11 protein-coding genes are annotated in these 12,789 nt (G+C 34.1%); 10 read left to right on the forward strand and 1 reads right to left on the reverse strand.

Annotated elements, in window-relative coordinates; genetic code table 11:
- Nucleotides 1–8: 8 nt before the first annotated feature.
- A complete protein-coding gene (locus tag QUE18_RS02670; RefSeq protein ID WP_009204089.1) occupies nucleotides 9–938 on the forward strand; it encodes a glycosyltransferase family 2 protein in 930 nt (309 codons plus the stop codon).
- A 67-nt stretch (nucleotides 939–1,005) separates the two neighbouring features.
- Here the strand turns inward: QUE18_RS02670 and QUE18_RS02675 are convergent, their stop codons facing one another.
- Entirely contained in the window at nucleotides 1,006–1,422 is a 417-nt protein-coding gene (locus QUE18_RS02675; RefSeq protein WP_009204090.1) for a GtrA family protein, read from the reverse strand.
- 147 nt (nucleotides 1,423–1,569) lie between these two features.
- Between QUE18_RS02675 and QUE18_RS02680 the strand changes: the two genes are divergently transcribed.
- The 9 genes from QUE18_RS02680 to QUE18_RS02720 all read left to right on the forward strand — a co-directional run bounded on the left by QUE18_RS02680 (nucleotide 1,570) and on the right by QUE18_RS02720 (nucleotide 12,786).
- The gene (locus QUE18_RS02680) at nucleotides 1,570–4,296 is read left to right on the forward strand and encodes a YfhO family protein (protein ID WP_009204091.1); all 2,727 of its coding nucleotides are present in this window, start codon (nucleotides 1,570–1,572) and stop codon (nucleotides 4,294–4,296) included.
- Between the two features lie 91 nt (nucleotides 4,297–4,387).
- The gene (locus QUE18_RS02685) at nucleotides 4,388–5,794 is read left to right on the forward strand and encodes a glycerophosphodiester phosphodiesterase family protein (protein WP_009204092.1); all 1,407 of its coding nucleotides are present in this window, start codon (nucleotides 4,388–4,390) and stop codon (nucleotides 5,792–5,794) included.
- A gap of 270 nt (nucleotides 5,795–6,064) precedes the next feature.
- A complete protein-coding gene (locus tag QUE18_RS02690) occupies nucleotides 6,065–6,358 on the forward strand; it encodes a hypothetical protein (protein ID WP_009204094.1) in 294 nt (97 codons plus the stop codon).
- Nucleotides 6,359–6,478: 120 nt separating this feature from the next.
- Entirely contained in the window at nucleotides 6,479–7,102 is a 624-nt protein-coding gene (locus QUE18_RS02695; protein ID WP_242852736.1) for a Wzz/FepE/Etk N-terminal domain-containing protein, read from the forward strand.
- A 27-nt stretch (nucleotides 7,103–7,129) separates the two neighbouring features.
- Nucleotides 7,130–8,554, forward strand: coding sequence for a sugar transferase (locus tag QUE18_RS02700; protein WP_009204096.1), 1,425 nt, complete (start codon nucleotides 7,130–7,132; stop codon nucleotides 8,552–8,554).
- A gap of 28 nt (nucleotides 8,555–8,582) precedes the next feature.
- Nucleotides 8,583–9,755 carry a beta 1-4 rhamnosyltransferase Cps2T gene (gene cps2T / locus QUE18_RS02705; RefSeq protein WP_009204097.1) on the forward strand — a complete coding sequence of 391 codons (1,173 nt, stop codon included), beginning with the start codon at nucleotides 8,583–8,585 and terminating at the stop codon, nucleotides 9,753–9,755.
- Nucleotides 9,756–9,771: 16 nt separating this feature from the next.
- Nucleotides 9,772–11,136, forward strand: coding sequence for a glycosyltransferase (locus QUE18_RS02710; RefSeq protein ID WP_009204098.1), 1,365 nt, complete (start codon nucleotides 9,772–9,774; stop codon nucleotides 11,134–11,136).
- A gap of 4 nt (nucleotides 11,137–11,140) precedes the next feature.
- Entirely contained in the window at nucleotides 11,141–11,833 is a 693-nt protein-coding gene (locus QUE18_RS02715; protein WP_009204099.1) for an acyltransferase, read from the forward strand.
- A 23-nt stretch (nucleotides 11,834–11,856) separates the two neighbouring features.
- Complete coding sequence (locus tag QUE18_RS02720; protein ID WP_051040966.1) at nucleotides 11,857–12,786, forward strand: glycosyltransferase family 2 protein; 930 nt, start codon at nucleotides 11,857–11,859, stop codon at nucleotides 12,784–12,786.
- Nucleotides 12,787–12,789: the final 3 nt, after the last annotated feature.

Here is a 12,789-nt window from a genome sequence, read left to right on the forward strand (position 1 = left end):
TATTTACAATGGATAAGATGTTATCGGTTGTTCTTCCAGCTTATAACGAAGAACAGATGATCAAGAAAACAGCACAGGTGGTAGGAGACCTGCTTGAGAAAGAACAGATTCCATATGAATTAGTATTCGTAAATGACGGATCTAAAGATCATACATGGGAGAAGATTTTAGAACTCAAGGAAGAAAGAGCACATATCAAAGGAGTCTGCTTTTCCAGAAATTTTGGAAAAGAAGGAGCCGTTTTTGCAGGAATCACACAGGCAGAAGGAGACTGTATTGCAGTAATGGACTGTGATCTTCAACATCCGCCAGAAACACTTATAAAGATGTATCGTTTATGGGAAGACGGATATCAGGTGATCGAGGGAGTGAAAGCATCCAGAGGAAGAGAAAGTTTCATTCACAAGATGTTTGCAAAAACATTTTACAGTATTATCAGTGATGCGACAGGAATCGATATGTCCAGAGCATCTGATTTCAAGTTGATGGATCGACAAGCAGCAGAAGAATTTCTAAAACTTCCAGAACGAAATGTATTTTTCCGTGCATTGTCATCCTGGGTAGGATTCAAGACAACATACGTAGAATTTGATGTGCAGGAACGAGAAGCAGGAGAATCCAAATGGTCATTCAAATCATTAGTACAATATGCAGTGAATAATATCACATCATTTAGCGCCGCACCAATGCAGATCGTCACATTTTTTGGCGTTGTATTCTTCGTATTTGCAGTGCTGCTTGGAATACAATCGCTTTATATGTATTTTTCTGGACATGCAGTTGCAGGATTTACAACAGTGATCTTATTGTTACTGTTGGTTGGAAGCATTTTGATGTTCAGTTTAGGTGTGATCGGATATTATATCGCGAAGATTTACGATGAAGTGAAGATGCGTCCGAGATACATTATCTCAGAAGTGATCAAATCCAAAGAATAACAATACAAATCCCTGAGATTGGATAAGATGAATATCTGATCTCAGGGATTTTATATGATACAAGGAATCATTTTTTTTGAGATTTGAAAACAAGAAATTTACTGATAAAATAATTGACGATCGTAACAATAACTTGTGTTTCTAACTTGGCGATCATCTGTGGCTGATGAAGGATCTCAACACAGAAAGGGACTCCGCCCACTTCGACAGCCATGGTTACAAGACGACCGAGAACAAACTTGATGAATTCATGAATTGTATCTGCGAAGGATTCAGATTTAGACTGAAATACATATAGCTTATTTACAACAAATGCAAAACAGATCGCGATCGCAACAGAGAAAAAGTTGCTGATCTTATAATCAATTCCACATGGTCCTTTTAATAAAGCAAACATTCCAAGATTAACGAGGGTTGTCAATCCACCAAAAAACAAATAACGAATTCGCGAATCATTATATAATTTCTTTATCAAATTTAACATATCATATTACCTCCGATAGATATAAAATATTCTAAAATGTACATACATCCAATATCTTAAGACATTTTTCAGGAATTTTCAATCCAAAATGTGGTATACTAAGCGTGATAATGAACAAAAAAGGGTAAAGGATAAAGGAAAAGTATAATGATAAAAGAACAAAGAAAGTATTGCTATGGAGTCTATACACTGATGTTTTTACTGATGTGTATCGTGGCATTTCTGCCATTTTTTACCGAAGGAAAAAGCTTTGTATGGGGAGCAGGAGTAGAAGACGGATTAAGCCAGCATTTTTCAGCATTAGCATATTATGGGGAAGCACTAAGAGAATTTTTCCGTAATCTTCTGGCGGGACACCCAAAACTTGTGATGTGGGATATGAGTCTTGGGTATGGTGCAGATATCCTCTCAACATTGAATTACTATGCGATCGGTGATCCGTTAAACCTCCTCTATGGATTTGTTTCGCCAAAGAATACAGAAACTATGTATGATTTCATGATCTTGTTACGAATGTATCTGGCAGGGATCACGTTTATCATGTATGCAAGAAAAATGAAAAAACGAAGTTATGGAACAGTGATCGGGGCACTGGTCTATGTATTCAGCGGATTTTGCTTTCGACTAGGACTGCGCCATCCATTCTTCATCAATCCGATGATCTATTTTCCGCTGTTATGTCTTGGGATTGAGAAGATCTATCAGAGAGAAAGACCGTATGTATTTATTTTCGCAGTCTGCGTATCAGCAATGAGCAATTATTATTTTTTATATATGCTGACGATATTTGTGGTGATCTATGCGTGGATCCGTTTTTATAAATACACCGAAGAAAACAAGATGAAAAACTTTTTTCTGACGATCTTGAAGTTTGGAATATATTATACACTTGGAATTGCAATGGCAGCAGTGATTTTACTGCCATCCGTCATAGGATTTCTAGGAAATGGCCGTTACGGCAATGGGGTTGACTGGAAATCATTGATCGTATATCCAGGGAAATATTATCTACTGTTTATTGAAAACTTTATTGGATACGGAAATATGGGCAGCAATACGAACGCAGGATATCTGCCGATCGTTGGGATCGTTGTATTATTTACACTGTTTTCACAGCGAATGAAACATAAAAAATACAGAGCGGCATTTATAGCAAGTATCATTGCTTTGATTCTCCCAATCTTTGGATATGCATTTAATGGGTTTTCCTATGCAAACAACCGGTGGGCATTTGCACTGAGCTTTATTGTGGCATTGTTGACAGCAGAAATGTATCCACGTCTATTTGTGATGTCAAAACGACAGCAGATCGGGATCGGAGCAGGAATCATCATATATACTGTATTTTGTATCATCGTAAATGCATCAGGAGAAGAAATCCTGAAGAATAAAGGGATCATGGCAGCCTGTGGATTAATTGCAGTATTTTATATTCTATTGTTGATCTTTCAAAGACTTGGCTATGATACACAGAAGAGAATTGTGCGAGTGAGCATGGCAATCTTGCTCCTGATATCAGTGGGAGTGCATGGATATTACAGATTCGATCCAAAAGGATATGCTTATACACAGGAATTTATGGATCAGGGACAAGCATATCGAACATTGAAGGAAGATAATATCCGTATGCTGAGTAAGGTAAATGATCCATCTGTTTATCGAGTACATGCAGAGGGATATCGATATAAAAACTATGGACTGATCAACCATTTGAATACGATCAGTGGATATTACAGTATCACAGCAAAATGTGTGACAGATACGATCAAAGGATATGATACGTTGGGAATGCAGTATGCAGATAAATATAAAGGAGTCGATCAAAGACTGGGACTCCTGTCATTAGCTGGCGTAAAATACATAACAGTAGCACATAACAGTCAGGTTGCAAAAGACGTAAGTTCCAAGGGGGATGTACCATACGGAGTTGAGAAACAAAGTAAAAAAGGAAATATCACATTATATAAGAATAAATATGCACTGCCATTTGCATATGCATATGATTCTTATATGACAGAGCAGCAATACGAGCAGTTAAATGGAATCGGCAAGGAACAGGCAATGCTTGCACAGATCATATTGAATCAGCATCCGGCAGACAAAGAGATTCAACACAACGAACAAAGAAACGATCCTGACATACAGACAATCTCATTGCCAGAGACAAGGATCTCATCTCCAAAAGGGAAGAAATATGCGGATATTACGATGCCAGTAGAGAAAGGCAAGGAAACTTATCTGTATTTTAAAAATCTCGTTTACCATGGAAAGAAAAATGGAGACGATAACTTCATACTGACTGGAAGAAAGGGAACAAAAGGAATCCTTGTGACACAAAACGATGTACAACAGAAAATTCATATTCAAAGCACCTTCAATCCATACTATTTTGGAAGAAAAGATTACATTGTAAAGATCAATCATCAGACAAGCAAGGCAAAAGAAAAAGTAAGATTAAATTTCTTGTCTCCAGGTGAATATGAATTTGATGATATCAGTTTGATCACAGTTCCTAAAAAAGATGTTCTTGCCAGATTAAAGGAACGCAAGGAGAACTCAATGAAACAGATTCAATACGAAGGAAATCATTTCAGAGGAGTCTATCATGCGAAAAAAGACCAGATTCTGTGTGTAACGATTCCATACTCAAAAGGATGGAAAGCAACAGTCAATGGAAATCGCACAAAGATTTATAAGGCAAACGGAATGTTTATGGGAATCGTAATGAAAAAAGGAACACAAAGTGTCAGATTAGATTATGAAACACCAGGATTAAAAATAGGGGCATGCATCAGTCTGGTGGCATGGATCGGACTGGGAATGTATGGATTGTACTTTGAAAAGTACAGAAAAAAGCTGTTAAATCAACATTAAAGTAAGAAGAGATACTGGTAAAAATACAAAAAACATGATAAAATAGCTCTTAGACAAATGTTACAAAAATGTTAAAAGAGTGGGAGGAACTATGAAAAACGTAAAGAAAATGATGCGGGCAGGATTAAAGAAATTCACAGTGATCACTATCTTAGGTGTATTTCTTATGACAAGCCTGATTCCAGTATCCGCAGCAACGAAAGTATCAAAGATCAAATGGTCAGCATATAGAAAGACAATGTATGTTGGTAATGCACAGAGATTTGCAGTGAAGATCACACCAGCCAAAGCATCCAAAGCGAAGCTTAAATGGAAAACAAGTAACAAGAAGATCGCAAAAGTCAGTACAAAAGGAGTTGTTACACCTGTTAAAGCAGGCAAAGTAACGATCACATGTTACGTGAAATCACAGAAATCAAAGAAAGTAACATGCAAAGTCACAGTGAAAAAACAGAAAGTGACAGCGATCACATTTGCAAAGGCAAGCGTAGCCGTACAGAAAGGGAAAAAGGTCAGCAATCCAGCGATCGTAACACCAACTTACGCAGCAAATAAAAAGGTAACATACAAATCTTCTAGCACAAGCGTGGCAACAGTCAGCACAAGTGGAGTTGTAACAGGAAAGAAAGTCGGAACAGCTACGATCACAGCAACAGCAGTCGATGGATCAAAGAAGAAAAACAGTTACAAAGTAACTGTTGTAACACCGATCACAAAAAACAGTGCCAAGTTTATCGCACACCGCGGATTAAGTGCCGAAGCACCAGAGAATACGATCAAAGCCTATGAATTAGCGGGTGGAGCAGGATTCTGGGGAGCAGAAACAGATGTCCGTATGACAAAAGACAAGAAATTCATTCTGCAGCACGACCTGACATTCAAGAGATTATGCGGAGTTGATAAGAAACCAGAAGATATGACATTATCAGAGATCCAGAAACTGACGATCAAATCTGGAAATAACATTTCAAAATATAAGAATGTAAAATCAGCAACGACAGTTGCAACATTAGAAGATTATTTAACAACATGCAAGAAGTATAATATGGTACCAGTTATCGAAATCAAGATGGAATTCGTAGAATACGGAAATGAAACAACCAATGATTCTCGAATGCAGGCAGTGACAAAGAACAACATGGAAGATTTGTATGCATTAACAAATCAGATCATGGGGAATAAAGAATACATGTTTATTGCCTATGACTTTGAAACAATGGTACAGATGAGAAAAGTCTTAGACGATAACGCAACAACATCCACAAATGTAAAATTACAGCATGTAACAAATAATCCAGATCAGGGAATGATCAATTATTACAAGAAACGTAAGATTGAATTGGATGCAAATTGTGATAAGATTTCACTCTCAGACATCAAGGCATTCAAAGATGGTGGAGTGAATGTAGGACTTTGGACTGTGGACGATACAGAAAGAGTCGCAGATTATATTGCACAGAAAGTGGATTATATTACAACGAATACAAAGTTCTGGTAAGAATAGAAACCATAAGAAAAGAGGCAGCAGATGAAGATATGTGTTGTCTCTTTTCTTATGGTTTGTGGTATAATAAAAAGAAAACTATGGATTATCATTAAGCGATCAATACTGGATCCGTCCAGATCACTCAAAGATACAATGGAAAGATATCAATTTTTTTGAAAATCTATTTTCAGAAGATGTAGGAAGTGCTTTGTTTGGAGGACCATTTAGCGGCAATTTTATGTCACCAGATAATACATCTGACGGATGGCTTAGAAAAAATGGGTGATTCAGAATCAAAAAAGAGTGTTATTGAAATCAGGGAGTGGAGAGTCACAACAAGAACCATTAAATGAAGTCCTGGCGAATATGATATGTGATAGATTAGATATTAAGAATTACGTAAAGTATCAATGTGGTTATCAAGAAGATCAATCACCATTTATCACAATATCAAGAAGAGATAAATTAGTCACATGGCTAGGAGAACGGATCAGAATGCTCTGCGAAAGCAAAATGGACACAGAAAGAGTCTTTCAGATCGTGAAGACAGCAAAAGAATACCAGAGAAGAAAGTAAGATGAAAAGAAAAATTACAGAAATGTAGTAATTATGTTATATATATGTTAAAATAAAAGATATATGCCAAGGAGTCAGGCAGAAAATACAGAGAAAAAGAATCAAAAGGAGAGAAGGGTTATGAGCCAGAAGGAAAGAGTCGATTTGATCGAGGTAGATTTATTGGATATGTGTAAATATATTCTGTCAAAGTGGGTGTTTATTTTGATAGGAATGGTAGTATTCGCTGGAGCTGGATTTGGGTATGCGAAGGTGAAGAGTGTGACAGAGTATAGCTCTAAGATGCAGGTATATGTTACTGTGCCTAAGACATCGGATAAGGTGCTGATCAGGGACAATGCTGGGGATTTGGCGTATGATTATCAGAAATTAATTAAAACTGATCTGATTGTGAATGAAATTGCGAAGAAAACGAAAATTGCAAAAGATGATGTGAAAGATGCAATTTCAGCAGAAGTTGTGGATGGAACAAGATTACTTGAGATTAAGGTAAAATCAGATGATAAAGATGATGTGAAGAAGATTTCAAAAGAAGTTTTGCCAGTATTTCAGAAAGTAGTGCAGAAAGATTTAGGAAGAAATAAACTAGTGATCGCAGATCAGCCATCTAAGATAAAGGCAGAACAGACAGTTAGCACAAAGAAATTTTTAGCTGTAGGTGCAGTCGGTGGATTTGTAGTTGTAGCAGGAGTATTTTTTGTGCTCTATCTTGTAGATTTAACAAAGAAAGCGAAAAGAAATTAGGATTAATAAAACAAAGGAACAAAGAGTATGGGAGTAAAACGTTCACAGATACAAAATCTGATCATATATATAGGTGATGTGTTTGGAATTACAATTGGATATTTTTTAATGTCACATATTAGGTTTTATCCGGATATCTACGGGGTATGGGCGCAAGATAATCGAGTGATCTATCGTTGGTTAGTTGCTATTTTTGTATTAACGATTGTGTATTTGGTAATTGATCCAAATCAGAATTTTTTTAAAAGAAAATTTTGGAAAGAATTTTGGGCAAATTTCAAAACAAACTTGATCACAGCTGCATTGATGGCAACAGTTGCTTATTTGATTGATGATGCAAGAGATTATTCAAGATTTATTTATCTTACAACGATGATATGTAGTTTTTGGTGGATGCAGATATCACATATGATTTATCGATGGTATATTTTAAAGTATCGACCATATAATTCGATCACAAGAAAGATGTTGATTGTAACAACGTCAGATCGAATGGATGAAGTGGTGAGAAGTATCATCAAGGAAAAGACATGGAACCTATGGGTGACAGGAATTATCATTACAGACAAAGATTTGACAGGACAGCAGGTTATGGATATTCCAATTGTCGCAAATAGGAATACAATGCTTCAATATGCGATCAGAGAGGTAGTAGACGAAGTGTTTATTCTGATTCCAGAAGAGCCAGATGAACAGATTCAGAAATTAGTGCAACGATTTGAAGAGATGGGAATTACAGTTGATTTAAATATCAATTTATATGAATTAGATGTAGAAAGTGGAAGTAAGTATCTTAATCGAATCGGTAAATATCCAACGATCACATTTGCACAAAGAGAGATTCCATTATATATGATTGTTCTGAAACGTTTGATGGATATTCTGGGAGGAATCGTTGGATTACTGATTACAGCAGTTGTAACGATTGTCCTAGGACCAATGATTAAATTAGAATCGCCGGGACCACTATTCTTTTCACAGAAGAGAGTTGGGCGAAATGGGCGCATCTTTAAGATTTATAAATTCCGGTCTATGTATGCAGATGCAGAAGAAAGAAAAAAAGAATTGATGGAACAAAATGAAATGGATGGTCTGATGTTTAAGATGACAGATGATCCAAGAATTACAAAGATAGGAAAGTTTATTCGTAAGACAAGCTTGGATGAATTGCCACAGTTTTGGAATGTACTAAAAGGTGATATGAGCCTTGTTGGGACAAGACCGCCAACGGTGGATGAATTTGAGCAGTATGAAGGATATCACAAACGTCGATTAAGTATGACTCCTGGATTAACTGGAGTATGGCAGGTAAGTGGACGTAGTGATATTACGGACTTTGAAGAAATTGTTTCTATGGATGTAGAATATATTAAGAACTGGTCTTTGAAGAGAGATATTGAGATTATTTTGAAGACAGTTCAAGTTGTGTTGCATAGTGATGGAGCAAGGTAAAAGATTATAAGATAAGGTTAGGTAGAAAATGAGTTCTGAAAAAAAACATGTATTTATAATAGGATCTAAAGGAATTCCAGCCCAATATGGAGGTTTTGAAACTTTTGTTGAGAAGTTAACTGAATATCAAAAAGATGAATCTATACAATATTATGTAGCATGTATGAATGCAAAAAGAAAAAGATTTAAACATAATGGGGCTAAATGCTTTAATGTTACAGTGCCAGATGTTGGGCCAGCCAAAGCAGTTTATTATGATATTGCAGCATTGAAATGGTGTATTGGATATATAAAAGCACATAATATTCAAGGTGCAGTCATTTATGTTTTAGCATGTAGAATAGGACCATTTATAGGTCATTTTAAAAAGCAAATGGATAAATTAGGAGCACATTTATATGTAAATCCAGATGGGCATGAATGGCTAAGAGCAAAATGGAATGGATTGATAAAAAAATACTGGAAAATTTCAGAAAAACTTATGGTAAAACATGCAGAATTATTAATTTGTGATTCTATGAATATTGAAAATTATATACAGGAAGAATATAAGCAGTATACTCCGGATACTACATTTATTGCTTATGGAGCTGATATAGCAAAATCAAATTTAAAAGATGATGATCAAAAGCTCGTTGATTGGTATAAGAAATTCAATGTGAAGCCTAAGGAATTTTATTTAGTTGTTGGACGATTTGTTCCAGAAAACAATTATGAGACTATGGTTCGTGAATTTATGAATTCAGATACAGATAAAGATTTTGTGTTAATTACGAATGTAGAGCAGAATAAATTCTATGAGGAATTGCGCGAAAAAACGGGATTTGAAAAGGATAAAAGAATCAAGTTTGTTGGAACGGTTTATGATCAGGAGTTGTTAAAGAAAATCAGAGAAGATGCATATGGATATTTCCATGGACATGAGGTAGGTGGTACGAATCCTAGTTTGTTGGAGGCTCTTGGAAGTACACAGTTGAATTTATTGTTGGATGTTGGGTTTAATAGAGAAGTGGCGGAAGATGGGGCTATGTATTGGTCAAAAGATAATGGTTCACTATCAAGCATCATTTCGAGTGCAGATCAAATGACAGTAGAGCAATTAAACCAATTTGAAGAAAAAGCAAAAAAATGTATTATAGAAAGATATACATGGGAGAATATTCGGGATAAATATGAAAGAGTATTTTTAATAAGTGAGTGAAAGATAGAAGGAGTTTATGGCTATGGTAATTATGCATTATTTTTTAGGGTTTCCACCATATAGAAGTGGCGGTTTGACGAGATATTGTATGGATTTGATGGAGACGCAAAAAAATAAGGGAGATAAAGTGATAGCATTATGGCCTGGACAAATTTCATTTATTTCAAAAGAAATACATATAAAAAAAAGAAAAAATATAAAAAATATTAATAATTATGAATTAATAAATCCGCTTCCGGTCTCCTTAGATGAAGGAATTATAAATGTCAAAGAATATACTAAATCATGTAATGCAAATGTATATAAAAGTTTTTTGAGAAAAATTAATCCTGATATTATCCATATCCATACATTAATGGGGTTACATAGAGAATTTCTAGAAGCTACAAAAAAATTAAAAATTAAAACAATTTTTACTTCTCATGATTATTTTGGAATTTGTCCTAAAATTACATTGTATAGGGATGGATGTGTGTGTGTAGAAGATCATGGATGTAGAGACTGTATCAGGTGTAATCAGACAGCATTATCTTTAAGGAAAATTCAAATTATGCAATCATCCTTGTATAGAAATATAAAAGATTCATTTTTAGTGAAAAAAATGAGAAAAAATCATAGACAAAATTTTTTTGAAGAAAAATCAGATAAAATGCCTTTATTAAATGAGAAAGAAGTAAATTATAAAGCGAGAGAATATAGAAAATTGAGAAATTATTATGTTGATATGTTACAAAAAATGAGTTTTATCCATTTTAATTCTTCGACGACAAAAAATATATATGAAAAATATATGAAGTTGCCTGAAAATGAAGTGATTACGATATCACATAAAAATATTAAGAGTGATCACAAAAATGCAAATAGAAAAAAAGATAATAAATTAAGAATAACTTGTCTTGCACCAGCAAGGCCATTCAAAGGATACAATATATTGATTGAAGCCTTAGATAAGTTGTGGAGTTCAGGTAATCATAATTTTATATTAAGAATGTTCAATGCAGTTCCAGATAAACGAGAATATCTTAATATAAATGAGGAGGGGTTTACGCAATCAGATTTGAAACATATTATGTCGGATACAGATATTTTAGTAGCGCCAAGTATATGGTATGAAACATTTGGATTTACAGTATTAGAAGCATTGAGTTTTGGAGTCCCTGTTATAGTAAGTGAGCATGTTGGAGCAAAGGATATTGTAGGAAAAGCGGGAATTATTATAAAAGCAGGAAATATAGATGATTTAGAAAGTACACTAGAGAAATTAATAAATAGCCCAGAAACTCTTTCAGATTTAAAAACAGAGGCAGAAAAAAATAAAATAAAGACATGGGAGCAGTTTGTAGATGAAAATTATCAACTTTATCGCAAACTGATAAAGTAATATTATGAAATTGATTGATAAATTATTAGTATTTACAGGAAAAAAAGATTTTAAAATAGATGAAAAAATAAGTATAGCTTATATAATGAGGGTATGTTGGAAATATGGTTGGATGATGATCCGAGGTAGAATATTTTCTATTGGTAGACGGAACATTAGTAATAATATTTTTGTTGGGAAACATGTACAAGTATTGGAAAAAAGATATTTGCATATGGAGAGCAAATGTAAAATACATGATGATGTTTATATTGATGCTCTTTCACAAGATGGAGTAATACTTGGAAATGGTGTAGTTCTAGGTCGTGGTACAAGAATTGAATGCACGGGAAGTTTACAATATGTAGGAAGTGGAATTGTTATAGGAGATGGAACTACATTTGGTAATGATTGTTTCTTTGGAGCGGCAGGTGGAATTAGTGTGGGAAGAAATGTTGTAGCTGGGCAGTTTATTAGATTTCATTCAGAAAACCATAATTATGAGAATTTAAATATTTTAATCAAAGATCAAGGAGTAAATCATAAGGGAATTAAGATAGGAGATAATTGTTGGATTGGATCAGGAGTTGTCTTTTTAGATGGTGCAAGTGTGGCAAGCGGATGTGTAATAGCAGCGAATGCAGTAATTACAAAGGAATTTCCAGAAAATAGTATAATTGGAGGAGTTCCAGCGAAAATCATTGGATACAGAAGTTAAATTGAATGAGGAGTATGGAGTTAATGGTAAGTATTGTTGTTCCAGTATATAATGCAGAAAAATATTTGGAAGATTGTTTGATATCTTTGGTAGATCAGACATATGAGAATATAGAAATTATTTTAGTCGATGACGGATCAGTTGATGATTCTGGAAGAATTTGTGATTGTTGGGCAGAAAAAGATGATAGAATTATTGTTTATCATAAGAAAAATGAAGGGGTATCTGCAACAAGAAATTTTGGTATTCAAAGAGCTAGAGGAAAGTTTTTGATGTTTGTAGATGCTGATGATATGCTAGTGCTTAACGCTGTTGAATACATGGTTAAAGAAATTATTAAAAACAATTCAGAACTTGTTGTTTGTAAATATCAAAGTCAAGATTATGAGAAAAATATCAGGGAGTCAAATTTAAGAATAGAATTGCTATTAAAGGAGGATTATCTCCGTGAAATGATGATTCCAGAGAAAAATATTGCTGCATTTGTTTATAATAGATTGTATTTGACACAAATAATAATGGAAAAAAATATTAGATTCAACCAAAATGTACAAGTATGTGAAGATACATTGTTTAATTATGAGTACATGAAATTTATAAAAAATGTAGTATTTATAAATAATGCTCTGTATTTTTATAGAATAAATGTAGGTAGTACAATGTTCAAAAAGGAAATGAATCCTGCAAAATTAACTGCCAATATAGTGTTTGATAAAATGTTAGATGATACAGATAGTTTGGAAGAAAAAAAGATAATTGCTGTTGGATGTATTGCTTATAATGTAATTTTATTAATGCAAATGTATAAATATGGATGGAAAGAATGTAATGATTATTTAATTGTGAAAAATCATTTGAAAATTTATCCGATAGAATTTATAAAATCTAAAATAAGATTTAAATACAAAATAGGCTACTTGATATTAATGATTATGCCAAAACCGAAAGGATAAAAT

Origin of the sequence: Anaerostipes hadrus ATCC 29173 = JCM 17467, from assembly GCF_030296915.1 — a bacterium.
GTDB lineage: Bacteria > Bacillota > Clostridia > Lachnospirales > Lachnospiraceae > Anaerostipes > Anaerostipes hadrus.

Coding starts and splice junctions, on each gene's coding strand:
- QUE18_RS02670 (WP_009204089.1), top strand. CDS start 9: ATGGATAAGATGTTATCGGTTGTTCTTCCAGCTTATAACGAAGAACAG.
- QUE18_RS02675 (WP_009204090.1), bottom strand. CDS start 1,422: ATGTTAAATTTGATAAAGAAATTATATAATGATTCGCGAATTCGTTAT.
- QUE18_RS02710 (WP_009204098.1), top strand. CDS start 9,772: ATGGCTATGGTAATTATGCATTATTTTTTAGGGTTTCCACCATATAGA.
- QUE18_RS02685 (WP_009204092.1), top strand. CDS start 4,388: ATGAAAAACGTAAAGAAAATGATGCGGGCAGGATTAAAGAAATTCACA.
- QUE18_RS02715 (WP_009204099.1), top strand. CDS start 11,141: ATGAAATTGATTGATAAATTATTAGTATTTACAGGAAAAAAAGATTTT.
- QUE18_RS02700 (WP_009204096.1), top strand. CDS start 7,130: ATGGGAGTAAAACGTTCACAGATACAAAATCTGATCATATATATAGGT.
- QUE18_RS02695 (WP_242852736.1), top strand. CDS start 6,479: ATGAGCCAGAAGGAAAGAGTCGATTTGATCGAGGTAGATTTATTGGAT.
- QUE18_RS02680 (WP_009204091.1), top strand. CDS start 1,570: ATGATAAAAGAACAAAGAAAGTATTGCTATGGAGTCTATACACTGATG.
- cps2T (WP_009204097.1), top strand. CDS start 8,583: ATGAGTTCTGAAAAAAAACATGTATTTATAATAGGATCTAAAGGAATT.
- QUE18_RS02720 (WP_051040966.1), top strand. CDS start 11,857: ATGGTAAGTATTGTTGTTCCAGTATATAATGCAGAAAAATATTTGGAA.